Annotated in this window: 26 protein-coding genes; 18 read left to right on the forward strand and 8 right to left on the reverse strand. The window is 38.9% G+C overall.

Annotated features, from left to right (window positions below):
- Positions 1–4 precede the first annotated feature (4 nt).
- The 7 genes from nirB (at position 5) to KS419_RS09080 (ending at position 8,422) form a co-directional block, all read left to right on the forward strand.
- Entirely contained in the window at positions 5–2,437 is a 2,433-nt protein-coding gene (nirB, locus tag KS419_RS09050) for a nitrite reductase large subunit NirB (RefSeq protein ID WP_217065977.1), read from the forward strand.
- A gap of 22 nt (positions 2,438–2,459) precedes the next feature.
- Positions 2,460–2,783: a nitrite reductase small subunit NirD gene (nirD, locus tag KS419_RS09055; protein WP_217066091.1), complete on the forward strand. Its 324-nt coding sequence runs from the start codon at positions 2,460–2,462 to the stop codon at positions 2,781–2,783.
- Positions 2,784–2,821: 38 nt separating this feature from the next.
- Entirely contained in the window at positions 2,822–5,014 is a 2,193-nt protein-coding gene (gene nasC, locus KS419_RS09060; RefSeq protein ID WP_217065979.1) for an assimilatory nitrate reductase catalytic subunit NasC, read from the forward strand.
- The gene (locus KS419_RS09065; protein WP_217065981.1) at positions 4,986–6,041 is read left to right on the forward strand and encodes an anthranilate phosphoribosyltransferase; all 1,056 of its coding nucleotides are present in this window, start codon (positions 4,986–4,988) and stop codon (positions 6,039–6,041) included. Before nasC ends, KS419_RS09065 begins: the two co-directional genes overlap by 29 nt.
- A gap of 133 nt (positions 6,042–6,174) precedes the next feature.
- Positions 6,175–6,960, forward strand: coding sequence for a uroporphyrinogen-III C-methyltransferase (gene cobA / locus KS419_RS09070; protein WP_217065983.1), 786 nt, complete (start codon positions 6,175–6,177; stop codon positions 6,958–6,960).
- 48 nt (positions 6,961–7,008) lie between these two features.
- Positions 7,009–7,785 carry a sirohydrochlorin chelatase gene (locus KS419_RS09075; RefSeq protein ID WP_217065985.1) on the forward strand — a complete coding sequence of 259 codons (777 nt, stop codon included), beginning with the start codon at positions 7,009–7,011 and terminating at the stop codon, positions 7,783–7,785.
- Positions 7,778–8,422: a precorrin-2 dehydrogenase/sirohydrochlorin ferrochelatase family protein gene (locus tag KS419_RS09080; protein ID WP_217065987.1), complete on the forward strand. Its 645-nt coding sequence runs from the start codon at positions 7,778–7,780 to the stop codon at positions 8,420–8,422. The genes KS419_RS09075 and KS419_RS09080 overlap by 8 nt, the downstream gene beginning before the upstream one ends.
- A gap of 381 nt (positions 8,423–8,803) precedes the next feature.
- Here the strand turns inward: KS419_RS09080 and KS419_RS09085 are convergent, their stop codons facing one another.
- The 4 genes from KS419_RS09085 to KS419_RS09100 form a co-directional block, all read right to left on the reverse strand.
- A complete protein-coding gene (locus KS419_RS09085) occupies positions 8,804–9,328 on the reverse strand; it encodes a GNAT family N-acetyltransferase (protein WP_217065990.1) in 525 nt (174 codons plus the stop codon).
- A 319-nt stretch (positions 9,329–9,647) separates the two neighbouring features.
- Positions 9,648–9,968 (reverse strand): hypothetical protein, encoded by a 321-nt coding sequence (locus KS419_RS09090; RefSeq protein WP_217065992.1) that lies wholly within the window; start codon positions 9,966–9,968, stop codon positions 9,648–9,650.
- Positions 9,969–10,331: 363 nt separating this feature from the next.
- Positions 10,332–10,670 carry an immunoglobulin-like domain-containing protein gene (locus KS419_RS09095; protein ID WP_217065994.1) on the reverse strand — a complete coding sequence of 113 codons (339 nt, stop codon included), beginning with the start codon at positions 10,668–10,670 and terminating at the stop codon, positions 10,332–10,334.
- A gap of 98 nt (positions 10,671–10,768) precedes the next feature.
- Positions 10,769–10,981, reverse strand: coding sequence for a sigma factor (locus tag KS419_RS09100; RefSeq protein WP_217065995.1), 213 nt, complete (start codon positions 10,979–10,981; stop codon positions 10,769–10,771).
- 321 nt (positions 10,982–11,302) lie between these two features.
- On the opposite strand from KS419_RS09100, the gene KS419_RS09105 reads away from it, so the two are divergent.
- Positions 11,303–11,581, forward strand: a complete 279-nt coding sequence (locus KS419_RS09105) for a hypothetical protein (protein ID WP_217065996.1) — start codon at positions 11,303–11,305, stop codon at positions 11,579–11,581.
- Positions 11,582–12,177: 596 nt separating this feature from the next.
- Positions 12,178–12,462 (forward strand): hypothetical protein, encoded by a 285-nt coding sequence (locus tag KS419_RS09110; RefSeq protein ID WP_217065997.1) that lies wholly within the window; start codon positions 12,178–12,180, stop codon positions 12,460–12,462.
- Between the two features lie 333 nt (positions 12,463–12,795).
- Here KS419_RS09110 and KS419_RS09115 read toward each other — a convergent pair whose 3' ends face one another.
- The gene (locus tag KS419_RS09115; RefSeq protein WP_217065998.1) at positions 12,796–13,740 is read right to left on the reverse strand and encodes an SDR family NAD(P)-dependent oxidoreductase; all 945 of its coding nucleotides are present in this window, start codon (positions 13,738–13,740) and stop codon (positions 12,796–12,798) included.
- Positions 13,741–14,107: 367 nt separating this feature from the next.
- On the opposite strand from KS419_RS09115, the gene KS419_RS09120 reads away from it, so the two are divergent.
- On the forward strand, positions 14,108–15,106 hold the full coding sequence (locus tag KS419_RS09120) for a DUF3231 family protein (protein WP_217065999.1): 999 nt from the start codon (positions 14,108–14,110) through the stop codon (positions 15,104–15,106).
- Positions 15,107–15,200: 94 nt separating this feature from the next.
- Here the strand turns inward: KS419_RS09120 and KS419_RS09125 are convergent, their stop codons facing one another.
- Entirely contained in the window at positions 15,201–16,262 is a 1,062-nt protein-coding gene (locus KS419_RS09125; protein WP_217066000.1) for a serine hydrolase domain-containing protein, read from the reverse strand.
- 487 nt (positions 16,263–16,749) lie between these two features.
- On the opposite strand from KS419_RS09125, the gene KS419_RS09130 reads away from it, so the two are divergent.
- A complete protein-coding gene (locus KS419_RS09130; RefSeq protein WP_217066002.1) occupies positions 16,750–17,010 on the forward strand; it encodes a stage V sporulation protein S in 261 nt (86 codons plus the stop codon).
- A 169-nt stretch (positions 17,011–17,179) separates the two neighbouring features.
- Here KS419_RS09130 and KS419_RS09135 read toward each other — a convergent pair whose 3' ends face one another.
- The gene (locus KS419_RS09135) at positions 17,180–17,818 is read right to left on the reverse strand and encodes a pentapeptide repeat-containing protein (RefSeq protein ID WP_217066004.1); all 639 of its coding nucleotides are present in this window, start codon (positions 17,816–17,818) and stop codon (positions 17,180–17,182) included.
- A gap of 392 nt (positions 17,819–18,210) precedes the next feature.
- On the opposite strand from KS419_RS09135, the gene KS419_RS09140 reads away from it, so the two are divergent.
- A complete protein-coding gene (locus tag KS419_RS09140) occupies positions 18,211–18,624 on the forward strand; it encodes a DUF6608 family protein (protein ID WP_217066006.1) in 414 nt (137 codons plus the stop codon).
- A 500-nt stretch (positions 18,625–19,124) separates the two neighbouring features.
- The gene (locus KS419_RS09145; protein ID WP_217066008.1) at positions 19,125–20,114 is read left to right on the forward strand and encodes an N-acetylmuramoyl-L-alanine amidase; all 990 of its coding nucleotides are present in this window, start codon (positions 19,125–19,127) and stop codon (positions 20,112–20,114) included.
- Positions 20,115–20,202: 88 nt separating this feature from the next.
- On the opposite strand, the gene KS419_RS09150 is transcribed toward KS419_RS09145, so the two are convergent.
- The gene (locus KS419_RS09150; RefSeq protein ID WP_217066010.1) at positions 20,203–20,355 is read right to left on the reverse strand and encodes a hypothetical protein; all 153 of its coding nucleotides are present in this window, start codon (positions 20,353–20,355) and stop codon (positions 20,203–20,205) included.
- A 179-nt stretch (positions 20,356–20,534) separates the two neighbouring features.
- Between KS419_RS09150 and KS419_RS09155 the strand changes: the two genes are divergently transcribed.
- The 5 genes from KS419_RS09155 (at position 20,535) to KS419_RS09175 (ending at position 25,233) form a co-directional block, all read left to right on the forward strand.
- Positions 20,535–21,296 carry a class I SAM-dependent methyltransferase gene (locus KS419_RS09155; protein ID WP_217066011.1) on the forward strand — a complete coding sequence of 254 codons (762 nt, stop codon included), beginning with the start codon at positions 20,535–20,537 and terminating at the stop codon, positions 21,294–21,296.
- A 108-nt stretch (positions 21,297–21,404) separates the two neighbouring features.
- Positions 21,405–21,971: a DUF4256 domain-containing protein gene (locus KS419_RS09160; protein WP_217066013.1), complete on the forward strand. Its 567-nt coding sequence runs from the start codon at positions 21,405–21,407 to the stop codon at positions 21,969–21,971.
- Between the two features lie 502 nt (positions 21,972–22,473).
- The gene (locus tag KS419_RS09165; protein ID WP_217066015.1) at positions 22,474–23,286 is read left to right on the forward strand and encodes an HAD-IIA family hydrolase; all 813 of its coding nucleotides are present in this window, start codon (positions 22,474–22,476) and stop codon (positions 23,284–23,286) included.
- On the forward strand, positions 23,279–23,827 hold the full coding sequence (locus KS419_RS09170; protein WP_217066017.1) for a glycerol-3-phosphate responsive antiterminator: 549 nt from the start codon (positions 23,279–23,281) through the stop codon (positions 23,825–23,827). The genes KS419_RS09165 and KS419_RS09170 overlap by 8 nt, the downstream gene beginning before the upstream one ends.
- Positions 23,828–23,844: 17 nt before the next feature.
- Complete coding sequence (locus tag KS419_RS09175; protein WP_217066019.1) at positions 23,845–25,233, forward strand: ABC transporter substrate-binding protein; 1,389 nt, start codon at positions 23,845–23,847, stop codon at positions 25,231–25,233.
- Positions 25,234–25,239: the final 6 nt, after the last annotated feature.

Raw genomic sequence — 25,239 nt, forward strand, 5'->3', positions numbered from 1 at the left:
GAACATGACGAAAAGAAAATTAGTCCTTGTGGGAAATGGAATGGCTGGTGTTAGGTGTCTAGAAGAGATTGTAAAAATAGATCCGAATCGTTTTGATATTACGGTGTTCGGAACAGAACCGCACCCCAATTATAACCGAATCATGCTCTCCTCTGTGTTACAAGGAGATACTACTGTTGGAGATATCGTCTTAAATTCTTATGAATGGTACCAGGAACATAATATTCAACTTTATACTGGAGAAACGGTTGAAAAAATTGATAAAAACACCAATCAAGTTTTTACCGATAAAGGACGTTCTGTTCCTTACGATGACTTAATCATTGCAACAGGCTCTCACCCCTTTATGTTGCCGTTACCTGGGGCTGACAAGGAAGGGGTCATCGCTTTTCGAAATATTGAAGACTGTGAAACGATGATTGATACCTCTAAAAACTATGAAAAAGCTGTCGTCATAGGAGGTGGATTACTAGGGCTGGAAGCTGCTCGTGGCCTATTGAACCTTGGTATGAAGGTTGACGTCGTACACATCTTAGATTACTTAATGGAGCGCCAACTAGATCCCACTGCCTCAGGAATGCTTCAGGCGGAGTTGGAAAAGCAAGGAATGAATTTTTTAATGAATCATCAAACAGAAGCCATTCTTGGGAAAAAGCGAGTCGAAAAGGTCCTCTTCAAAGATGGGAAAGTGGTGAAGGCTGATTTAGTAGTAATGGCTGTCGGAATCAAGCCGAATGTGGACGTTGCCAAAGCTAGCGGGATTGAAACCAATCGTGGAATTATTGTGGATGACTATATGAAAACCAGTGCTCCAAATGTCTATTCGTTAGGAGAATGTGCCGAACACCGAGAAATGGTGTATGGGCTCGTCGCTCCCCTTTGGGAACAGGCCAAGGTTTTAGCCAAACAAATCTGTGAAGTAGGTGCCGGGGAAGGCTACCAAGGTTCCATTCTCTCTACGAAACTTAAAGTCAGTGGTGTTGATGTTTTCTCTGCTGGTGAATTCAATGATAGTCCTAACAGCAAAGCCATTCGAATTCAAGACGATTTTGAAGGCATTTATAAAAAAGTTACGATCAGAGACAACCGAATTGTAGGTGCTGTTTTGTTCGGGGAAACTTCCGAGGGAACAAAACTTCTCAACATGATTAACAACGGAACTGACATAGCAGAGATAGGTAAAGTCAACATCCTTCAATCCTCTCCGCAGGAAGGAAGTATGGTTGCCGAGATGGCCGATAGTGAAATCATCTGTGGCTGTAATGGAGTCTCAAAAGGTACCATCGTTCATGCCATTCAAGAGAATAATTTATGCAGCGTGGCAGAAGTTAGGGACTGTACAAACGCTTCGAGATCCTGTGGTACATGCAAAGGTCTAGTTGGAGAATTGCTGGAGCACACCTTAGGGGATGAATTTGAGATTGGAAATGAAAAAGAAACGGTTTGTGCTTGTACCTCCCTCTCCCATGAAGAGGTAGTGGCGGAAATTCGGGAGAAGGGGCTTTCACACACAAAGGAAGTCATGAATGTTCTAGGCTGGACAACTCCGGAAGGTTGCTCGAAATGCCGTCCTGCCATCAATTATTACTTAGGGATGGTACGACCAACTGACTATGAAGACGAGAAGGAATCCCGCTTCGTCAATGAACGAATGCATGCGAACATTCAAAATAACGGAACGTACTCCGTTGTTCCGAGAATGTACGGTGGAGTGACCAACCCAACGGATCTAAGAAAGATAGCGGATGTGGCGGAAAAATATGACGTGCCACTTCTCAAAGTAACTGGTGGCCAACGAATTGACTTATTAGGAGTGAAAAAAGAGGATCTGCCAAACGTTTGGAAGGATCTTGATATGCCTTCTGGTTATGCCTATGGGAAATCGATTCGAACCGTTAAGACCTGTGTTGGGGAAAACTTCTGTCGTTTTGGAACACAAGATTCCATCGGTTTAGGAATCGCTATTGAGAAGAAATTCGAACGATTAAATACACCTCACAAGGTGAAAATGGGCGTCTCCGCCTGTCCACGAAATTGTGCTGAATCTGGTATTAAGGATGTTGGTATTGTAGGGGTCGATGGGGCTTGGGAGATTTATGTTGGCGGGAATGGAGGCACCGACCTTCGTTCAGCAGACCTTCTCTGTAAAGTAAAAACCTCAGAGGAAGTGTTGGAAATGATCGCAGCTTATCTACAGTATTACCGGGAGAATGCTAGATATTTAGAACGTACCTCTCACTGGTTAGAGCGGGTGGGGTTAGATCATATTAAGGAAACTCTCTTAAACAATGCTACCTTTAAACTGGAATTAGTAGAACGAATGGAGATCGCTCTCGCTTCCTTACCAGAGGATCCGTGGAAAACATTTATTGAAAATGAAAAGCAACGAACGGACTTGTTTCAAAATAAAAAAGGGGTAGAAGTCACACCTTCATAATAAGGAGAAAGGGATGAAACGAATGGCTCAAACAAAGAACAGGCAACGACTAAGAGTTGCTCACTTAGACGAACTACCTCTGCAAATTGGTAAAGAGGTTATCATCGGGGAACATGAAATCGCACTTTTTCGCTTAAGCAGTGGAAAAGTGAAGGCTATTGAAAATAAGTGTCCACACAAGCAGGGTCCACTAGCTCAAGGAATTGTCAGTGGAGAATACGTATTTTGTCCACTCCACGACTGGAAAATCGATGTTACGACGGGGGAAGTTCAAAAGCCCGATGATGGCTGCGTTCAGACCTTTCCCGTCGATGTCGAAGATAATATCGTATACATCACGATTTAAATGAGGAACTTTCGAATTTCGCAGAAGGTGTGAGATAAATGAGTGACTTTCTAAAGCATTTCCGAACGGAGCAATTGGAAAAAGGGAAAGAAAAAATCATGGATACAAAGTGTCCTTACTGTAGTGTCCAATGTACCATGAGTTTAATCGAAGAGAAGATCATTACAAGGAAACGATTTAAAGCAAAACCAAATAAATCGGATCCCACTTCTGAGGGACGTTTATGTATAAAAGGGGTAAATGCTCACCAGCATGTCATCTCCAACGAGAGAGTGACCCACCCCCTAATCAAAATTGACGGAGAGTTTGTTAAAATCCCTTGGGAATTAGCACTAGAATACATTGCAGAACAATTTAAAACGATTCAAAGAGAAGATGGAAAGGATGCCGTTGCCGCTTACGGTGGCGGCTCCTTAACCAATGAAGAGGCTTATTTGCTAGGGAAGTTTGCCAGAGTTGGCCTTCAAACGAAGCACATTGATTATAACGGGCGCTTTTGTATGAGTGCAGCAGCTACAGCAGCAAATCATGCTTTCGGAATCGATCGTGGCCTTACAAACGGCCTTCATGAAATTAAAGACGCTAAATGTATTATTCTAGCAGGAACCAATATTGCCGATTGCCAACCGACCATTCTTCCTTATTTTCGAAAGGCAAAGAAGAATGGTGCCTATATCATTGTCATTGACCCAAGGGAAACGGGCACCTCAAAACTAGCAGATCTTCACCTCCAAGTGAAGCCAGGGAAGGATGCTTACATCGCCAATGGGATGTTGAAAGTGTTATCTGATGAAGGGTTTTTAGATGAAGAGTTTATCAAAAATCGCACGGATGGCTTTGACCACGTTTTGGCAGACCTCCCTTCTATCGATTTAGAAGAAATGGCTCAGCAATCTGGAGTGTCCGCCGAGCAAATAAAGCTAGCGGCTAGGAAGTATGGAGAAGCAGAAACTGGTTTTCTCTTCACCGCCCGTGGGGTAGAACAACACGCCAATGGTTATGAAAATGTACGTCACTTCCTTAACCTCGTCTTAGGAACGGGGAAGATTGGAAAACATGCCTGTGGGTACGGTGCCATTACCGGACAGGGGAACGGCCAAGGTGGAAGGGAGCATGGACAAAAGGCAGATCAACTACCAGGGTATCGTTCTATCGAAAACAAGGAACACAGGGAGTATATAGCAAAGGTTTGGGGCATTGATGAAAAGGACCTTCCAGGGAAAGGTGTCTCAGCCTACGAGATGATGGAAGCTATTGATCAAGAAGAGATTACTGCCATGTTAGTTATGGCTTCAAATCCTGTTGTCTCCAATCCGAATAGTATTTTTGTAGAGAAAGCTTTGAAAAAGCTTCGTTTCCTTGTGGTCGTAGATATGTTTGTCTCCGAAACAGCGGAATTAGCAGACTTGATCCTCCCCTCCTCCAGTTATTTAGAAGATGAAGGTACGATGACTAATTTAGAGGGGCGTGTTACCTTACGGAAAGCAGAACGCCCAATGCCTAAGGGAGTGAAACACGACTGGGAAATTCTATGTGATTTAGCCAGCGCTTTAGGGAAAAAAGAGGGCTTTTCTTTTTCAAAAGCGGAAGAAATATTTGAAGAACTTCGACTTGCCAGTAAAGAAGGAATCGCAGATTATTCTGGAATCACTTATAATCGCATAAAAGAAGTCGGCATTATCTGGCCGTGTCCAGATACCAACCATCCTGGAACTCCTCGTCTATTTGATTCTTCCTTCTCTCACAGGGACGGAAAGGCCAAATTTTATCCAGTACAAGTGTCCCGTCAGTTTCCAGAGATTTCAGACGAGTTCCCTATATTATTAACAACGGGAAGACTAATGGAGCATTACTTAACTGGCGTTCAAACAAGAAGAAGTCCTGATTTACTTTCCCGTGCAAAAGAGCCATTACTAGAGATTCACCCTGATACGGCAGCAACTTACGGCATTGATAACGGCGCTTTATTTCAGATTGATTCAAAACAAGGCTCCATGATCATTCGTAGTAATTATTCCGATAAAATTCGCCGGGATACTGTATTTGCACCATTTCATTGGGGAGATTCCCAATCTATCAATCGTGTAACAAGTCCTGCACTGGATCCTTTTTGTAAAATGCCCGAGTTTAAAGTATGTCCCATCCGTGTTTCGCCATTAGTAGAAAGAAAACTAGTCCATCAAGGGCAGGGAGGCAAACAAAATGAAACAGTGGATCAAGGAAGTAGCTAAAGGAAAGAAACGGGCGAGGGACTTAACCTATGAGGAAGGTCTCGCTGCAGCAAACTCTATTATTACTGGGGAGGCGACTGATATTCAAGTTGCCGCTTTCCTCATTGCCCAACGTTTGAAAAATGAGTCTCCGGAGGAACTAGCAGCCTTTGTGCATGCCTTCCGTGAGGCATCCGAAACGATCCCCTTATCTCAAGACATTCAAGAGAGATTAATAGACTTTTCAGGTCCGTATGATGGGAGAAAAACTTTTGCTGCTACTATTCCCGTTTCTATTCTCTTAGCTGAAAATGGCATCCCAGTATTTTTGCACAGCAGTGATACGTTACCTCCCAAGTACGGTTCTACCTTGAAAAGTATTTTAGGGGAACTTGGAATTGCCTATGATCTAACTCCAAGCCATATTGCGGCATCGATTGAAGGGAACAACATAGGGTTCGCTTGGACGGAAGCTCTTTGTCCTCCCTTGGCTAGAATTAGGAAAGTCCGTGAAGAAATTGGAGTTCGCTCCTTCATCAATATGGTAGAAAAACTGTTAAATATAACAAACTCCAATGCTATCATGCTAGGAATCTTTCATAAAACGGTGTTAGATACGAACGTGGCGAATCTGCGAGGACAAAACTTCAAGAAATCCTATATTGTCCAAGGGACAGAAGGGTCTGAGGATCTTCCTATTCACCGGAAAAGCTTTGTCTATGAAGTAACTGAAGATAATGTTCGAAACGTTGACTTAGACCCTGAGGATTACGGGCTATTTTTCCGGAAGGATCCAGAAAAAGAAGTGTTAACTTTAGAGGATCAAGTACGTCTTATCACTGCCATCTTAAACGGAGAAAGCTCGGAGGATCTTGCCTACTACAGAAATCAGGTGATCTTCAATGCAGCGGCACGCTACTATTTTTACGGGACAACATCCTCCGTCGAGGAAGGAATTGACCTTGCCACAAGCCAGTTAAAGGCTAGAAAAGGCGCCATTCATTTAGAAAAATGGAGATCATGTACCAAGAAAAGTGTCTGTCTGTAGGCTAGGTTCTAGTCAACTGTTCTCAAAACATGGTGTCTTTATAAAACTAAATGGTAAACTCACGCTATCTTAGTTTTTCCATAGGGATGTGGATTTAGCCGATAGCAAAAAACGGATCAAGGGGGCAACAAAGATGAAGAATGGGAAAGTGTATTTAGTGGGTGCAGGCCCCGGAGATCCTGACCTAATCACGTTAAAGGGAATCAAAGCGATTCAAAAGGCAGATGTCATCGTCTATGACCGGCTTGTAAATAAAGAACTACTGGAGTACGCCAAACCACTAACCGAATTGATTTATTGTGGAAAAATGCCAGACCGCCATACGATACCGCAACCTGAAATCAATGCAATTTTGGTGAAGCACGCTTTAAAAGGGAAAACAGTTGTCCGCTTAAAAGGTGGAGATCCCAGCATCTTCGGTCGAGTGGGAGAAGAGGCAGAACATTGTGCGGAGAATGGTGTTTCCTTTGAAATCGTACCAGGTATCACTTCTGGAATTGCTGCGACTACTTACGCGGGCATTCCACTCACCCATCGTGATTTCAGCTCCTCCTGTGCTTTCATCACCGCACACAAGCGAACAGATGGTGGGAAAAAGAAGGATATTCAATGGGATAAACTGGCCACCTCTGTGGATACACTAGTGTTCTATATGGGGGTAGGGAATATGGATTTAATACAGGAACAACTACTCCTTCATGGCCGTGATCCCTCCACACCAGTAGCCCTCGTTCGCTGGGGTACGACGTCAGAGCAGGAAACACTCGTTGGAAAACTAGAGAACATTACTTGTGAAGTGAAGAGAAATCGATTCAAATCTCCAGCAATCATAGTGGTAGGAGAAGTGGTTGGTTTACGAGAAAAAATTGCGTGGTTTAAGGAAAAGGAATTGGCTTCGATGGATGTCGTTGAAGTATAATCAAACTAGATTTTTCAAAAATGGTCGTTTGAAGTGAGGGTTGATAGGATGCTAAATCAAGTTGGGACGAAATTAGATACGAAAACAGGAGTCCTTGTCGTTGCCCACGGCTCCCAGAACCAAAAGTGGGTAGCGTTAATCGAAGAAGCTGTTGCATCCCTTGAAACGTCGGCACCTGTTACTATAGGTTATTTAGAGCTTATTGAAGGGAAAAGCATTGCAGACGGTGTTCGTTTCTTGGAAAACCAAGGTGTTGACAACATCGCGGTTATTCCTTTCTTCGTCTGCTCCGGCAGCACCCATCTTAATGAAATTCAGTATGCCTTAGGGGTGATTGAGGAACCAGCTTTTGATACGGACATAGAGCTCATTCATCCGAAGGTTCCGGTTATTTGGGGTAAAGCAATGGATGCCCATCCCCTTATATTAGAGGTGTTAGAAGCTCGGATACAGCCGTTATCAGAAATGCCGTTCCAAGAGAGCCTCTTATTAGTGGCCCACGGAAGTGACCGACCTCATTTTCAGCCCGTTTGGGAAGAGACGTTAGAGGATATGGTAGAGTATTTTAAAGAGAAATTTGGTTTTTCCGAGGCAGGCTACGGAACTGTTTTACCTGATACGATTACGGAGGCCGCGGGGGACTTAAGTGCTAACGGGAAAAAGAAAGTAGTTGCCGTTCCCGTTTTTCTTAGTGATGGCTACTATACCTCGAAGAAAATCCCAGCAAAACTAGAAGGATTTCCTCATGTTTATAACGGTTCTGCCTATCTACCACACCCCTCCATTAGATTATGGCTCCAAGATCAGGTGAATCACTATGTCTGATTTCAAGCCTTGTATGGTGAATTTGACTGGGAAGAAAAGTGTTGTGGTTGGTGGCGGTACGGTTGCCGCTCGAAAGGTGGCTGGACTACTGGATGCCGGCTGTCATGTTAAAGTGATTAGTCCGTTTCTTTGCGAGGAATTGAGGGAACGGATAGGCGAGTTTGAATTTGAACAGCGGAAGTTTGAATCAGGGGACACAGCAGGAGCTTTTGTAGTAATCGCAGCAACTGATTCTCCTGAGGTCAATAAGAGAGTTTGTGATGAAGGACGTGACCATGTCCCTTTCCTAAATATCGTCGATAATCAGGAACTCAGCAACTTCTTTTTTCCAACGGTGGTGGAGCGTGGTCCATTACAAATCGCAATTTCCACAACAGGTACAAGTCCTAGTGTGGCAAAAAAAATTCGTGTGAAATTGGAGAAGGAATTTGGTATAGAATATCAAGAGTATCTCGAAACGATCGGAAAACTCAGGAGCGATATTATCAAGAAGTGTCATGACCTAGGAATGGATAGTGACGTGAAGAAAGCTCTTTTACGGCAACTTGCAGAGGACGAATGGCTCGATGCCTTTAAGGCTGGAGATCAGAAGAAGGTTGATGCGTTGATTGCTGGGGTTTGGGCGTCGTTTGTTTAGGGGCTAAGTCAGTTCATGGATCGTTTTCTTTCGGCTGAAGGTTTAGGTGATGAGCTAGACGTGTCCCATGATATCAAGGTGACTCTATGGCTTTGAATACGGAATATCGGATAAGCACTAGCCAAAAAGGACCGGCGGTTTTTGTAACGGGTTCCGTTTGTTTCCTATCCCGAAGTTGCATCGACGGAAAATGTAGGCAAATTCGTACTTATATTTGCACCGTAATTGTGACGATAAAAGGATAAATAAAACGGCCAGCTCATTGGAACTGAGCCATTTTAATAGGTTTTTTACTTTTACTTGTTGAACTAACGCCCCACCGTTACTTTAAGTGAAATATGTCACAAAACTACAAAAATTATATAAGTATTGATACACACTTTATTGATAATACTCTTCTTGAAGCATTCCCATAAGGATTTCATCAGAGTATGTATCGTTCATATAAAGAGATTGTCTCAATACTCCTTCTTTTTTGAACCCAGCTTTTTCATATGCTTTAATACCTCGAATGTTATGAGAAAATACTTCTAATTCCAAACGATTTAGTTTAAGCTCTTCAAAAGTAAATTTTTGTGCAAGTTTGGTTGCTTCAGTACCATAACCTTTGTTAAGAATGTTTTTATTATGTAATGATATCCTAAAACCTGCCTTTCTATTAACCTTATCCACATCTAATATAGCTAAATCACCTATTACTTCATTATTATCTAATAAACAAATGGCAAAATCATAACGTGTTGGGTCTTCGTTAAATTGATTATAACTTTTAATAATTTCATCTAAAGTAAATGACTTACGAGTGCCAGTCATATAAAGAAACTCTTCATCCTGACATGACTTATAGATACCTTCCATATCTTCATCTCTAATTGGTCTTAAATATACAGATTTTCCCTTAATCATCGTGATATCTCCCTTTTCCCTTTAAATTAGAATTTCTTCAATATGCATGCAATTCTTTTCACATTTTATTTCATTATCCTCCCCTTTAGTTTAACATCATTTTCCAATTCTTAGATACAAAAAAAGAGTTGCAATTTTGCAACTCGCAATTTTTACTAACGCACGCCGTTATTTTTTATTAACCTTATTTTGTCAAAAGCCAAATTAGAAAAAGTATTACTGCAATTACCACCCAAATAATGGCTTGCCTGTATTTTTTCAATTCTCATCCCCCTTATGAATAACCATTTTCACTCTTGTGCTAAAGCTTCCTGTTACTTCAATATCTCCATTTTTCATTAGTGCTTTTATGTTCAATTTGATAACCATAAAACCAAAAACAAAGAACAATGGTTATAACTCCTGAAAAACCAAAAATATAAAGGATTTCCCAGCCAACTGGATTACCGAATAAATTCCATATTTGATAAGGGATAAAGGTGATTAAGAACATAAGGACAATGACTAAGGGAACCATTAGCGAATTTTGTTTTATCTCATTTGATAGCGACTTGGTGGTTTTTTTCTTCTCTAAAAATGCAATCCCTTTAATAGTTAGTAGTAATAAAATAATACCTAATATTAGCAAAAACCAATTCATATTCTCAACTCCCTAATTCTAATTAAATTGACCTGCTTCATTCAGCTAAAGTTACCCGTTTGTTCAATAATTCCTATCCAACAACATAATTAGATAACTGCCTGCACAAAGAAAGAATGCAACTTGAGTTATAATATAAATTGTAAATTCAAATAAAGTTAGTTTTCTTTCCCTCTTTACTTTTTTAAAATGTCTATAATAATAGAAAGAACAAAGTAGTAGAATTATTGCTGATATTTGGAATATGTTCTCTAATAGACTAACCAAAGAATCATCTCCTCACTATAGATAAACAGCTCCTGAACGCACCCGTTTGTTTAAGTAGATCCTTTCATAACCTTCGTAAATACTAATCATGTTTTTCTAATTAATTGTGAATTCAGCTGTCAAATAGTACTTGTCATAGTCTCCTGCTTCTCTAAAATCGAGTATATCTTTCACTATACGGTAATCACCAGTATCCAGACTTCCATAGAGCCATTTCCAGTCAACTGCCCACTCCCTAGCATCTGAAGGATTTAAGTCATAGCCAATATCATTAAACCCATAGTTACCATCTAAGGTAACAGGGAGTTGGTACCATCGACCTTCCATTTTCTTTTCCAACAAAAAATATTCACCATAGATACATTGCTTGTCAGAGTTATTCTCAAATATTACAGTCAATCCAGTTGAGGAGACCGTTCCTTCTTTAACAATCAACGATACTCCATCAAGGTTGTTGACAGTTTCATACTTTGTAGGTTCCCAGTCAGTTCCTTTAGAGCTATTACTAGAACTTCCGCATCCTGATAAAAGTATTAACATTGCCACACAGAATAGAAGTACTGACTGTCATTTAATTTATGAAATGATTTAAACCCTTTTACAATAGCATCCTGTAAAACATCAAGGGCATCCTGTTCATTTTTTACATAGGCATAAGCAATTTTATAGAGCCTCTCTTGGTCCGCTTCGACCAACTCCTCAAAGGAAGATTTTGAATGGTGAAAGATAGATTTAATAAATGTCATGCTCCCCCTCCTTCCTGTTTCTACTTCATTTTACTACAATCTATTGGCCAATAGATTCGAGATATAATGCATCAAAATAGATATCTAATTCCTTCTCACCTATTAGACTAAATTCACAACCAAATCGTTGCAAAAAAATTGATGAAAGCTATTATTCGGATATTATCATAAACGGGGAGTCTCGCTTAATAAGGGCATACTGTTTTTTTCTCAACTAACGAAGTAGCGATAGTATACAAAGTTCAAAACATATGATGCAAATAATATAAGAATGGCATTCGAGATTCTAAATTTGATATAATATATCTGAGGTGATGTTAAGTGAATTCATTAAGTGAACATGCAAAAAAAGAATTATATAATGCTTTGCAAGGGAAAGAGTCAGGTGCTGTTGTTATAAATGGCAAATTGTTTTCTATTGAAGTTGAAAATGAAGATGAAGATACAACTATAGAGAATGAGGTAACTGATAGTTTATCAAAAGAAATTGATGAATATCCTGAACTTAAAGCTTCTTTGTCAAGGTATTTAGACACCCCAGAAATGAAAAGGTATTCTGGAAGCGAGCTGAAATCTAGACGTAATGAAAAAAGAAAATAGCAATCATTATATTGTGCTTTTTACTGATGAATTTGAATTGTGCCTAGATAAGATTCAACAATTTTTCTCTAACCAAGGAGAAGAAACTTTAAATTGGTGGTTTTCAAAAGAAAATGAAATAATTGTGATTACATTGAGAAAACACTCTCTAGAACCCCATTTATAGGAATATCTGTTGAGAGTGGTAGTTTTAAAGGGCTAAGACGAATAACTTACGGAAGAAGTAGGCATGTAATGTTAAATTATATAATTTACTATGCAGTTCATGAAAATGATGGCTATATTGATGTCATTAACATTTTACCCTCAAGAACACAGCGAAAACGAATATAACAATGGTTGTTGCTTAGAAGTAATAATCATTGTTCTTTTTTGTGTTACTTCAGTTTTGGCGTTATGACTGATAGATAGTCTACTGGAACATTTAGATTTAGAAATTTTGTGAACCATTACACTTAAAGGAACGGCGTGCGTTAGTTCGATAAGCAAAAATATATTTAAATGGACTTCCAAATTTTAGAAGTCCACTTTTGTATAAAAAATCAACATTAACCGATAACAGAGCCATTTAAGAAAAAAAGAATGGGGGAAAGACAATGCAAAGAAAAGTTTCTGTATTATTTGTATTACTGCTTTTAATATTAGTTGCTTGTGGTAACTCAGAACCTGAAATTACTCAAGAGGAAGCAGAATCAATTGTTTTGCAACATCTCACTGAAGACCTCAACAAAGATAAAAATGAAATTAAAATAAAATCAGTAAGCAACGATTCGGGAAATTATATTGTTGAATGGGAAATCGAAGAGGGCTGTGAGTTTGGTTCTGTCCAAGTTGATGACCAAAGCGGCGATATACTAGAAGCTGAGGAATCTAATTGTTAGGTTAATAAAAAAATGCAAAAGTTGCTCTAAATAGAAAACGGTTAGCATAAGGCAAATAAAAATAAAATCAGAGTTCTGCTTTTATTTTTATTTTTCGAATTTCTGAGCTAAAGGGATATTCATTATATAAAATTGTCCATATACACTGGTTAGTATATATGGACAATTTGTACAGCATCTTCTAATAAATTTTTTGCACTGATCTAATGATAAATCCTATTATACCAATAAAATTGAGTGTTAAGTTAGCACACAATTTGAAACTCAATCAGCTATACATTTTGATATTTGTGATAGGTAACAGAACCCGGTACGGTTTTTGCCCGGTTCTTCTTATAATTCTTTTAATGCCCTTTGACATAAATACCATACTTGTTCTTGATTTTCCTTTTGATCAGCATAAGGGGGATAATAGGCGTTTCCCGTAAGCTGTTTCACCTGCATCACTGCATTTGGCTTCAGGTGTCCTGGATTCATTACTTCCTTTTTATCATTGATGAGTTTACCGGAAATATTTCGGAATTCCTCTGATGTACACATATCGTAATAGATACTAGCCATTTTTTCAGGGGGAGGAAAGAAAAGGTTTTGGATTCGGGCGATGGCACGCCATCCAGTGGTCACCTTTTGCAGTGTTTCTTTCGACATTTTTGCCCCATTGATCTGAAGTGCGTTTACTTTTATCCCTTCTCCTTTCCATTCCTCTGCTAGGCGGAAAGTTAGCATGACAAGGGCCATTTTGGAGTGGGCATACATTTTATAAACACTGAAACCCTTCGTATTGTCGATTTCACCGATGATTTGATCAAAATTAATCTTCCACATTGGATCAAAAAATTGTTTCACGATATTGCTTGACGCATGTAAAATTCTTGGATCGTCAGCGTTTTTGAGATGGCCGAGTAAGAGGTCTGTCAGTAAATAGGGGCCGATGACATTTGTCGCAAAGGTTAGTTCTACATTATCCGGACTGAGACGGTATTTTTCCCCGTGGTTAAAATAGGCAGCATTATGAATTAAAATATCCAAATGGCTGTAACATGCTTGAAATTCCTTGGAGAATGCCTGGATAGAGGTGAACGAACTCATATCCAGTTCCATTAGCTTTACATTAGGATTGTTTGTTTCACTACAAATCTTCTTTTGCACCTTCTCACTTTTCTCGAGATTACGGCAAGCCATAATGACAGTAAACCCATTGCTGGCAAATAAAGTTGCAGCAGCTTTCCCAATCCCAGAATTAGCCCCAGTTATGATGACGATCCTTTTCTTTTCCACATATACTGCCCCTTTGAAAAATTTTTTTTAATCCATTACAAGAGTGCTTGAGTGCACGCTTTGAACGACGTCTTCCCCTTACTATTCTAGCTTAATATAAAACAAAGAAGGACGTTTTTTCATCAATGAAATGACAGATGTGTGAATGGTTGAGGTATAAAGTGGTATTCTGCTCACTTTCCATAGGGGAGAATTGAATCATGAACATCATCTGTGTCACAGGAACCTTTTGGAAGAAAAACCACTGGCCAGGCATTTGTAGCATACGTGAATCTTAATAAAATGTGAACTTTATACATGTGTGTAATAACATGTAAATATGATGGCAAACTATTCTTTATCTGAATTATTGGAGGTTATTATTTTTATGATGGAAAAGAAAATTAACTTGACCGCATCAGAGATTGGTTCTCTCTGGGCAAGTTATATTACAGAAAGTGCAACGATTCCAATATTAAAATATTTCCTAAAAATAGTGGAGGATATGGAGGTGAAATTGGTACTGGAAACAGCCCTACATTACTCTGAAGAACATTTAGTGGAGCTTGCTAGTATTTTCAAACAGGAAAATTATCCTATTCCAATTGGTTTCTCTGAAGCAGATGTCAATGTTAAGGCACCACGTCTTTATTCTGATACATATACACTATATTTTATTAGAAGTATGGGGAAGGCAGGTATTGCAGCGAATGGAGCTTCCGTATCTTCCGCAGCAAGGGAAGATATAAGAAAATTATATAGTAAATATTTGAGCACAGCAGTTAAAGTAGAGGATGAGGCGAAAAAAGTCCTACTGGCAAAGGGTTTATTTGTCCGGCCGCCCCATTTACCAATTCCTAAAAATCCTGAATTTGTCCAGAGTGATAAATTCCTGAGGGGATGGCTTGGGAAAAGAAGGCCATTAACTGCTGAAGAAATAACTCATATTTATATGAATTATATAAATAACCTCTATGGTGTATCACTACTAATGGGTTTTGCACAAGTAGCTCAAAACGAAAAAGTAAAAAAACATTTTATTAGGGGAGTAGATCTATCAAAGGACATTTTAGATGTTTTGAAAATATTACTGGATGAAAGTAACCTACCTGCCCCTATGACTTGGGATGCAGAAGTTAGTGATTCCACAGTACCTCCGTTTTCAGATAAATTGATGTTATTCCAATGTAATGCACTGACATCCATTTCATTGGCTAATATTGGCGGCTCCATTGCATTGAGTTTCCGACGTGATATTGCAGCAAAATATGTGAAGCAGTTAGGAAGTGTAGGTCTTTATGCAGAAGACGGAGCAGAGTTAATGATTAGGAGTGGATGGTTTGAATCCCCTCCACATTCTGCTGACAGAAAAGAATTAATGGAATAAAACGGTGATCTTTCAAGGATAAAGTGCCTGACCCCAATAGGGAAATATATTCCCGTGCCGGAAGTCAGGCACTTTGAACCCCTAAAAAACAAAATTATAATACGGATTTGATGATTTTCATCATTGCTTTCCCTGCAGCTGCATGTCCAGCACCGTTTATCTGGTTCGTGGTTCCACAAAAGTAAAGATTTGTGTCAGGATTATACCATGCAAAAGACCCTGTTTGCCCCCAGAATCCTATGATTTCTTTTATGGGTTTAAAGGGAGAAATGATACGTGGAGTGAAAAGTTTTTCCAAACCTATTCCATAGTAAAAAACACTAGGTGGTGGTAGTATCAAGTTCCATTTTTTTAATTCTTCGATCTTCTCCTTTGGAAAAAAACGACCTTTAAAAAATTCTTTTAAGAAAACCATTAATTCCTCAGCGGTTGATACGATTCCACCTTCCGCTGGTACAGATACCATATAATTTGGTAACCATAGTTTTGTAGATTTATAGTAGAAAGGTACAGGTAATTTATCAGCAGTATCTTTGAAAACATAGGTATGGACTAATCCAAGTTCATCAAAAATAAATTCCTTAAATACTTGATCAATACTATTCTCAGTAATTATTTCAATAATTCTCCCAAGTAGTTGATAGTTAGTATCTGAATAAGCAGCTTTCCCTTTTTTTCCGGGGACAAAATTAGGGGTAAGTTTTTTTACTGTTTGAATCGTTGTTTCTAAATCCCAGGATTGATCATTTCCTTCCAGCAAAAGGGAAGCCGCTGTTTGCCCATTCGGTTGCTTATGAAAAAAATAATCAGGAATGCCAGAGGTGTTAGAAATTAAATGTTTAATAGTAATAACGTCAGAGTAGTCTGTTCCTTTAAGTACATGAAGTCCTTGTGTGTATTCATTAGGCAAATATTTAGTGATTTTATCATCCAGACTACATTTCCCTTCTCCTACTAAACGCATGACAATTGCTGTAACATATAGTTTTGTTACACTGGCGATAAAGAATTTACTTTCTTTTTCCATCTCACCTACAGTACCTGTCCATGAAAATGAATTATCACCACTTTCCACACGAAGTACCGCACTAAAAACATTCTTTTTGTTCCCCATTTCTTGTATCGACTGATTAAGCAAATCTTCATTTATTGTCATCGAATTGCCCCCTTCACCGTCTATAATATTTATTAAATCATATAAACATAATCATTTATACAAGGATTTTTATTATGAAAACATGGGAACGGTGCAAGACGAGTGAAAAAGCAAAAATATGTATATTCCCACCTTCTATTCTATTATTCTTAGCATAAAGTATTAAACATGTATAAATTCAAAACTTTATATTACTTCATAAAGCTCACATTCTAAATATAAGTGAAATTTTAAATCACATCTTCATCAAATATATTTCTCCCAGTTACTATGTATTAAAGTTAATACTATTTTTTCTGTTGTAAGGGGAGTAACTCAGAAGTCAGATAATTTCGAAAAAAGTATACATATACGTGGTATACTTTGGATACTAAGGAGTTTGGAAGTGAATTGGCACATGGGAGGAGCTGGGACAAAGGGCGTTCGTGCAATCGCAAGCTAGGAAAATATTCAAAAATTTAGTTTTGATTGAGCAGGAGGAGTAGAATTGGAGATACTAAGGGTATCATCGAAGTCAAATCCAAATTCAATTGCTGGGGCAATCGCTGGTGTGATTAGGGAGCAGGGGAAAACGGAGATTCAGGCCGTTGGTGCAGGTGCCATTAATCAGGCGATTAAGGGAATAGCCATTGCCCGGGGATTTGTAGCGCCGAGTGGAATTAATCTTATCTGTATTCCTGCATTTACGTCTATATCGATTAATAAAGAGGAACGTACAGCCATTAAGTTGATTGTGGAGCCGAGATAGGATTGACATGGAAGAACGGGTCTTGTTAGCACAGAGGAGCTAGAAAAAATGTAAACTGGAGGCTGGGATATCACGAAAGTGTTTACTAGAATAGGGAAGAATCAACGATCATTTCGTTCGAATTTGCCATTGGTGAAAACACTTTTGTCCCAGCTACTCTTCAAACCGTTTATTCTTTAATCTTCAACCCTAATAATTGAACGAATCCGATGGCCTGTGCAGACGATACTTCGCAGCCTTCTAATAGTTCCATAGAAACACTTAGTTTGGAAAAACTGCAGCTGCTTAAATCGATGCCATGGAGTGGGGTGCTTACAAAGTTTGCTTTGTTAAGGTCACAATACTCAAATGCTATTTTTTTTACTTTGCATTCATAAAAATCGGCACTTTGGAGAGAGCAGGACTTGAATTTAACCTGTTTAAAATTCCCATAACCGAAGGCACTGAAGTCAGCATGACAGTTTTGAAAGAGAGCATTACTGAGGGTTGCTCCGGAAAGGTTTAATCCTAACAACTTACAATCGTTAAACTCTACTCGATGGATAATCGCATCGCTGAAGTCAGCATTCGACAAATCACATTTTTCAAAAATACAGTCAGTCAGTTCCATATGCTGAAAGGATATTTCGCTAAATGTAACGTTCTTAAATAGCACTTGGTCGAAGCATAAGTTACTCCGTTCCTCCCCAAATATTTCACAATCACTAACACGGGACATCATCAACCGGTCATCTTCCAGTTGGGAAAAAGCCCCATCCGAAAGGGCAGAAGGCATTTTTGGTTTCGTAATTTTAAATGCGCTGGTCATTTGATCGTATCCATCCCCTCTAGTCTAACTCCTATACCATTCCATTTCATGGAGTAATTAGAAAAAAATTTTTAGAGTATTAATCCATCTTCCATTTTAGTGCTTTAAAATATTGGATACAAGAATGTGACTCTAATTTGAAGTAAAAAAATCCTTATGGTGTGGCTAAAATGGCGAATAAATATGGCATTCTGGCGATAGCCTGTGCTGGATACTTGTAAATAATGTGATACCCTAAATGGTTTACATAAGGTAGCGCTTCGTTTTTGTTCCGTTTCCCCCATTTGCCCCATTGGCAAGAGTCACAAAAAATACAATTAATGGAATCTTTCAAACCAAATAATTTCTATATAATGGAACTAGAAAAAGATGCTTTAATGGGAGGCTTGGGAATGAAGGATAAGCTTATCGGTGTTTTTAAGCATGGCTTTTTATTATTTTGTATTATCTTTGCAATGACAACTCTCGTTAGCAGCCCTTTGCAACTTTTGAACGGTCAGACTACGGACACGAACTTCCATATCTTAAATCGGGCAGTGATTGTATTCATTGCTGTCATTACCATTTTGCTGTTTCTTAAAATAAAGCTTAAAAGTAAAGTACTAACCTATTTTGTACCCTATGTCATCTCCATGGTGATTGTTTTCTTTTATGTATGGTTAACCGGCTTTTTTGTATCCTTACATCCAGATGCTTACCGAGATATTTTTTTTAATTTTACAGGTGTAACAATTTGTGTCGTAGTTGTTCTGCTTCTTATAGATAGAACAAAAAACAAAAAACGTAAAATGAAGAATATAGCCTAAAGGGGATAGAAAAAATAGCTTACTAGATAACACCTTTTCACAGTTTGGATTGGCAGGGGGATCTACGTTGTAGATCCTCTTTTTAAAAGGTAAGAATTTATAAGTTTTTGCACCTTCGGGCAAGTTGTCTAGCTCTAGCGCCTACTCGCTGCGGGGCACTTCGGAAGTGACAACTGAAGTCAAAGAGCGGACTTCTGTTGTCATTCCTGCACTGCCCTACGCTCGTGAGCTTAGGCGATTACGCTTTTCTTGTTGTCTAGCTCCAGCGCCTACTCGCTGCGGGACACTTCGGAAATGACAACCGAAGTCAAAGAGCGGACTTCTGTTGTCATTCCTCCACTGCCCTACGCTCGTGAGCCTAGGCGCTTGCGCTTTTCTTGTGTATAAAGGGGCTAGTAAAAACGGTCCCTTTAACAAAAAACTAGCCTCATCCTTTTCTTTTTTAGAGCCTACGTAATAGATGGAAGGGCAATTCTAAAAGAAAACGGAGGTCGAGGGAAATGAAACGGAAGTATATGACAGAGAATGACTGTTATCAATCTGGGAGAAAAATTAACCCAAAGGGTATTATGATCCATTCCACCGCAGTCCCTGGCGTTATGGCAGCGGCTTGGTTTTCCCGTTGGAACAAGTCTTATTTGAAAGGGGAAATCAACCGGCAAGTATGTGTCCATGCATTTGTGGATGATCAGGAAGTGTGGCAGTATCTTCCGTGGGATCACCGTGGCTGGCATGCGGGAGGTACGGCAAATGACACTCATATTGGGATTGAAATTTGTGAGCCCGGTGGTTTTTCCTATGGGAAAGGAGTGACGATGGTGGGATATGATGCTGCGAAGCAAGAGGCTTATTTCCGAAGAGCCTGGAAGAACACCATCAACCTTTGTGTCTTTCTTTGTGAAAAATATGGTTGGACAGAAGAGAACATCATTTGCCACTCCGAAGGGGCGAAAAGGAAAATAGCAAGTAACCATGCCGATGTTATGCATTGGTTTCCAAAACATAAGGAAAGTATGGACACCTTTCGGAAAGAAGTGAATAAAGCACTTAGCAGGGCTCTGGAGAGGGAAGGGAAACAAAAAGTTGGTCTGTTTCAAGAAGGGGATATAGTAGAAATCATCGATTCTGCAAAATTGTATTATCCAGGTGGACCATTGATCCCTGAGTGGGTTAAAAAGGAGTATCACAAAGTATTACAGGTTACTTCCAATGGAAAAACCGTGACCAAAGGTGGGGCAGAATGTGTCTTACTAGGGAAGAAGGTTAATATCCAAAACAGAAAAGAATCGGATGGAATTATGACTTGGGTCGATACGAAATGTTTAAGAGTAATAGAGTTAAGCTCTCAACCCACAAAGGATGTGAGGCCACCAGAGGAAAAACAGTATTTTCGGGTGCAAGTGGGGGCTTTTACACATAGAGAACATGCACAATCCATGGTGGATAAGTTAAAAAGGGCTGGATTCGAGGGGATTATTCAAGTTCACTGAGTTAAGAATTCAACCTTATTATCCATTGAAATGCAAGATAAAAGTAAATAAATCACCTTCTGTTGTTGCTTCGACAAGGTATGAAGACCTATTTAATAGAATTCCTCTGTTTACTCGAAGAAGTGAATGGCGGTACTGTCTCTTCCTCTGCCAGTACCTCTCTGTAGTGTATCCGTCCATCGGGCAAAACGCCACGTCCTGTGGCATGCCCGATATTAGGACGTCCTGTCCGTCGAGACAAATCGTTGCCCATTCGGTGAAGCTTTGCTCTTTCCTGCGGGAATAGCGCGAGCTGAAGATCCCGCAGACGTGGTTTTGGCGTTGAGGAGGCTGAGGCTGTATTTTTTATCCAAGTAGTTAATTTTGGTATTATATATTACTATAAGGTGATTTTAAATAAATAGTTTTAAGGAGATAGAAATGGTTCTAGATAACTTTGAAGAATATGATGACCCTGTTTTATACGATAAAGAAAATGAGTTTTATATACCAGAATTGCCATTTTTATTAAAATGGGCATCAAAAAAGAAAGGGACTATTATTGATCTAGCTTGTGGTACAGGTAGAGTTACTATTCCAATGTCCCAAAATGGATATACCTTGATTGGAGTTGATATTCATAAAGGAATGTTAAAGGAAGCTAAAAATAAATCTACGAACCTTGATTTGCCAATCGAGTGGATCGAACAAGATGGTACCCAACTGAATTTAAACGTAAAGAGTAGTTTTATTTATTCCGTTGGAAATTCATTTCAACATTTTCTAACGAACGAGGCACAAGATCAGTTTCTTTCATCGGTGAACAACCATTTAGAGCATGACGGAGTTTTTATTTTTGGCACAAGGTTTCCCAGTGTTGAGGAGTTACTCCAACCCAGTAAAGAAGAGTATTGGAAAACGTATACTGACAGTGATGCTCTAACCGTTGATGTGTACACTATTAGTGATTATGACTCTTTAACTCAAATTCAGCATTATACCACGATTCGGAAGTATCGAAACGCAGATGGAAAAGTTAATGAAAAAAGAACACATATCAACTTAAGATATGTCTTTCCAAAAGAAATGGAAAGAATACTATCTATTAATGGTTTTGAAGTTCTTCATCTTTATAGTAATTGGGAGGAATCTCCAATTACTCAAAATAGTACTGAAATGGTATATGTGTGTAAAAAAATATAAGGAAACACAATGATGATCCTATGGAAAGTAGACCTTAGCTTATCATGTGCTCATCCAAGGGCTCTATCATCATAACCAAGCCGTTATCCTTAAAAAGGGGGACTTCCTATGACAAACAGGAAAAAGGAATTATCACGAGAAGAACAGGAAGAAATACTCAGGACATTGAAAGACCGTTTTGAGAAAAATATGAATCGCCATCAAGACATGGAGTGGGCTAGAGTCCAGGGCAAACTGGAATCATCCCCTGAAAAACTGTGGTCTATTAACGAAATGGAAAGAACTGGCGGTGAACCGGATGTTGTAGGTTATGACAAGAAGAAGGACGAATATATTTTTTACGACTGTGCAGCGGAAAGTCCTAAAGGTCGCAGAAGTGTTTGTTACGACCAGGAAGCGCGGGAATCGAGGAAAAAACATCAACCAGAAACTAGCGCGATGGAAATGGCAACTGCCTTGGGCATAGAGCTTTTAACGGAAGAACAATACCGGGAGTTACAGAAACTTGGGAATTTCGATTTGAAAACTTCCAGTTGGGTGCAAACCCCCGCTAATATTAGAGAACTTGGCGGGGCTATCTTTTGTGATCGGCGCTATAATACTGTTTTTGTATACCACAATGGAGCCGAATCATACTATGCTGCAAGGGGTTTCCGAGGGTCACTAAAGGTCTAAATCACAAGTCTCACCTTTACAGTAATGTAAAGGTGTTTTTTTTATCCTTCAAAATCTCCAATGTTCACCATGTTTTGTCATCATTCTTCATTTCATTACAAATTTACGATTTATTTACAGTACGTTTATTTGAAATTTACACTAGCTTGCTATACTTTAATTAATCTAATAGAAACAAGTATTTTCTTCGGGTGGAGAAAAAATGAGTAACCCTTAGAAAGTGATGAAGTAGATTCGGCTTTTTTGTAGTGTGTTTCTCTCGTTTAAAAGGTCGGAAGAAAAACCAAGGTTAATGTTATGGGGCAGAGTCTGTTTGTTCCAGACTTGTAAAATGGTGGATTTTATTATCCTTTTACCCATTCCTTCTATTTCTCACTTTTTAATTAAGGTTGCTTTTTTGTGTTTTTTTAAAAACTTTTTACGACGTTATTCCAATTTAATTCAGATACTTTTTGGTTAATTGGATGGATACATAGATGTGTATTATTAGGAGGTTAGTTTCTTGAAAGAATATAACACTTTCATCTTTGATATTGATGGAACCATTGTAAAACAGGATGAGGAAATAGTAGGAGCTATTAAACTACTATCTTTTTTAAAGGAAAGTGGGAATCATGTTTTATTTGCAACAAATAATCCAACTACAACGAAAGAAAAATTAGCAGCAAGACTGAATACCATTGGTTTTTCTATTCAACCTGATGAAATTATCACACCAATTGATGCGTTTGTTCTGTTTTTACAGGAAATAAACAGAGAAACTCTCATTTTCCCCTTAATTACGGAATCAGTAAGGGGGGAGTTAGAAAAAAGAGGTATTCGTTTTTGCACAGGAAGAAATCAAGAATTAATCACTCACGTTCTATTAGGAATGAATGATCAGTTTACATATGAACAATTTTGTGAGGCCTTACGGTATTTAGATCATGGAGCAGAGCTAGTTTTATTGAATGAAGATATATATTGTCCTATTCCGGATGGGAGAATTCCAGACAGTGGTGCACTCAGTTCTGTCTTAACGTCTTGCACCGGTAAGCCTCCATTGTCTGTTGGAAAACCTACAGAGTGGATGCAGAAAACATTAGTGGACAAGATTCATTCTCCTCTAGAGAATTGTTTGTTTATTGGCGATTCCCACGTGACGGATATACAAATGGGCCATTCGATGGGAATGGATACATGTATCGTTCAATCAGGAGTCTCTCTGTATAGCGGGAATGAGGTAATGCAAGGGATTTCCCCTACATATACGATGAAAGATTGTATGGAATTACACCACTTTATTCAAAAACGGAAGGAGTGTAGCTGTGTTTGAAAAAAATGAAGTGATCTCCAGTGTGCATAATGAAGAGGTTTTACGAAAGGTGTTGGAAATAGAAGAGGTTCGAACCATATTTCTGATTAACGGGGACATTTTAAGGCTCCCTTCTATTGTAAAAAAGATTCGACAATATGATAAAAAGTTATTTCTTCATTTTGATACGATTCAAGGCTTATCAACGGACTTGAAAGGGGTGAATTATGTTGCAGAAGTCCTAAAGCCAGATGGCATATTAAGTACAAGAGGACAAATCATTCAGTCAGCGAAAAAATTTGATTTATTGACGATTCAAAGGCTATTTCTTATTGATTCAAATGCTTTGAAATCTGGAATTCGGAGTATAAAAAATAGTAATCCAGATGCTGTGGAAGCTATGCCTGGACTGATGCCAAGGGTAATAGAAGAGTTATGCTCTCAAATTGATCAGCCAGTTGTTGCTGGCGGATTGGTGAAGGATGCCACTGAGGTGAAAAGGGCACTTAGTGCAGGGGCAATTGCTGTATCTTTAAGTAATTTAAATTATTGGGAAAAATAAAAGGAGTGTAAAATGAGATGAAAAAAATAGTTTCATTATTATCCATTATTGCTTTTGTATCAATGTTTATGTTAATGGCTTGTTCTTCAGAGAGTGCAACGGGAACGGAATCCAATTCGGATTCAACGGACCAGACAGACAATAATAACACAGACACTGACAATCAAGAGGCTGATGCCAATGAACCAGAAGAGATTATTGAAATTGATTGGTACTACCCAATTGCTGTAGGTGGTCCCCTTACACAAGTAATTGAAAAAATGGCTGATGATTTTCATGCTGATTTTCCGAATATAAAAGTTAACCCTATTTACACTGGTAGCTATGATGAAACAATGACAAGAACGCAAACCGCTGTTCAAGGGAATAACGCCCCTGAATTAGCAGTCCTATTATCTACTGAATTGTATACGTTACTTGATATGGACGCGATCATTCCTCTTGACGAATTAATAGAAGATAATGGTGGCGAGGAGTTTATCAATGACTTTTTCCCTGCCTTTTTAGAAAACGCTCAAACTGGTGGCAGTACGTATGGCATTCCTTTCCAAAGGAGTACGATCGTTCTTTATTACAATAAAGAAGCCTTTGAGGAAGCTGGTTTAGATCCTGAAAAGGGTCCTGAAAATTGGGACGAGCTCGTTGCTTATGCAGAAAAGCTAACACAAACGGATGGAAATGGTAATGTGGAACGCTGGGGTGTGGAAATCCCTACATCTGGTTTCCCTTATTGGTTGTTCCAAGGATTTGCCTTACAAAACGGTAAAAATTTAATGAGTGACGATGGGAAAGAAGTTTATTTTGATACACCGGAAAATGTGGAAGCATTACAACTGTGGTTAGATCTTGCTCATGAATACAATGTTATGCCTCAGGACGTAATTGATTGGGCTACGGTTCCATCTGATTTTATTGAGGAAAAAACGGCTATGATTTATCACACAACAGGAAACTTAACCAATATTCGTAACAATGCAGGATTTGAGTTTGGAGTTTCTTTTATGCCTGGTAATAAACAGTATGGAAGTCCTACTGGTGGAGGAAATTTCTATATCTTTAAAGATGTTCCAGAAGAAAAACAACAAGCTGCTTGGGAATTTGTGAAATGGGTATCTGAGCCAGAACGTGCAGCACAATGGAGTATTGACACTGGTTATGTAGCGGTTCGTGAATCTGCTTATGAAACGGAACTAATGGCTGCTTATGTAGAAGACTTCCCACAAGCAGCAGTTGCTAGAGATCAATTAGAATTCGCTTCTGCAGAATTGTCTACACACCAAAATGGTCGAGTTTACAAAGCAATCAATGATAATTTACAAGCTGCAGTAGTTGGACAAAAAACACCGGAAGAAGCACTGAAGGATGCACAGGAAGAGGCAGATCGTATTTTAGCTCCTTTCAATTAAATAACA

Source organism: Evansella tamaricis (genome assembly GCF_019042215.1).
Classification (GTDB): domain Bacteria; phylum Bacillota; class Bacilli; order Bacillales; family Salisediminibacteriaceae; genus Evansella; species Evansella tamaricis.

Excerpts from the sequence above, each read along its gene's own strand:
- nirB (WP_217065977.1), top strand. The coding sequence starts at position 5 with ATGACGAAAAGAAAATTAGTCCTTGTGGGAAATGGAATGGCTGGTGTT.
- nirD (WP_217066091.1), top strand. The coding sequence starts at position 2,460 with ATGGCTCAAACAAAGAACAGGCAACGACTAAGAGTTGCTCACTTAGAC.
- nasC (WP_217065979.1), top strand. The coding sequence starts at position 2,822 with ATGAGTGACTTTCTAAAGCATTTCCGAACGGAGCAATTGGAAAAAGGG.
- KS419_RS09065 (WP_217065981.1), top strand. The coding sequence starts at position 4,986 with ATGAAACAGTGGATCAAGGAAGTAGCTAAAGGAAAGAAACGGGCGAGG.
- cobA (WP_217065983.1), top strand. The coding sequence starts at position 6,175 with ATGAAGAATGGGAAAGTGTATTTAGTGGGTGCAGGCCCCGGAGATCCT.
- KS419_RS09075 (WP_217065985.1), top strand. The coding sequence starts at position 7,009 with ATGCTAAATCAAGTTGGGACGAAATTAGATACGAAAACAGGAGTCCTT.
- KS419_RS09080 (WP_217065987.1), top strand. The coding sequence starts at position 7,778 with ATGTCTGATTTCAAGCCTTGTATGGTGAATTTGACTGGGAAGAAAAGT.
- KS419_RS09085 (WP_217065990.1), bottom strand. The coding sequence starts at position 9,328 with ATGATTAAGGGAAAATCTGTATATTTAAGACCAATTAGAGATGAAGAT.
- KS419_RS09090 (WP_217065992.1), bottom strand. The coding sequence starts at position 9,968 with ATGAATTGGTTTTTGCTAATATTAGGTATTATTTTATTACTACTAACT.
- KS419_RS09100 (WP_217065995.1), bottom strand. The coding sequence starts at position 10,981 with ATGACATTTATTAAATCTATCTTTCACCATTCAAAATCTTCCTTTGAG.
- KS419_RS09110 (WP_217065997.1), top strand. The coding sequence starts at position 12,178 with ATGCAAAGAAAAGTTTCTGTATTATTTGTATTACTGCTTTTAATATTA.
- KS419_RS09120 (WP_217065999.1), top strand. The coding sequence starts at position 14,108 with ATGATGGAAAAGAAAATTAACTTGACCGCATCAGAGATTGGTTCTCTC.
- KS419_RS09125 (WP_217066000.1), bottom strand. The coding sequence starts at position 16,262 with ATGACAATAAATGAAGATTTGCTTAATCAGTCGATACAAGAAATGGGG.
- KS419_RS09135 (WP_217066004.1), bottom strand. The coding sequence starts at position 17,818 with ATGACCAGCGCATTTAAAATTACGAAACCAAAAATGCCTTCTGCCCTT.
- KS419_RS09140 (WP_217066006.1), top strand. The coding sequence starts at position 18,211 with ATGAAGGATAAGCTTATCGGTGTTTTTAAGCATGGCTTTTTATTATTT.
- KS419_RS09145 (WP_217066008.1), top strand. The coding sequence starts at position 19,125 with ATGAAACGGAAGTATATGACAGAGAATGACTGTTATCAATCTGGGAGA.
- KS419_RS09155 (WP_217066011.1), top strand. The coding sequence starts at position 20,535 with ATGGTTCTAGATAACTTTGAAGAATATGATGACCCTGTTTTATACGAT.
- KS419_RS09160 (WP_217066013.1), top strand. The coding sequence starts at position 21,405 with ATGACAAACAGGAAAAAGGAATTATCACGAGAAGAACAGGAAGAAATA.
- KS419_RS09175 (WP_217066019.1), top strand. The coding sequence starts at position 23,845 with ATGAAAAAAATAGTTTCATTATTATCCATTATTGCTTTTGTATCAATG.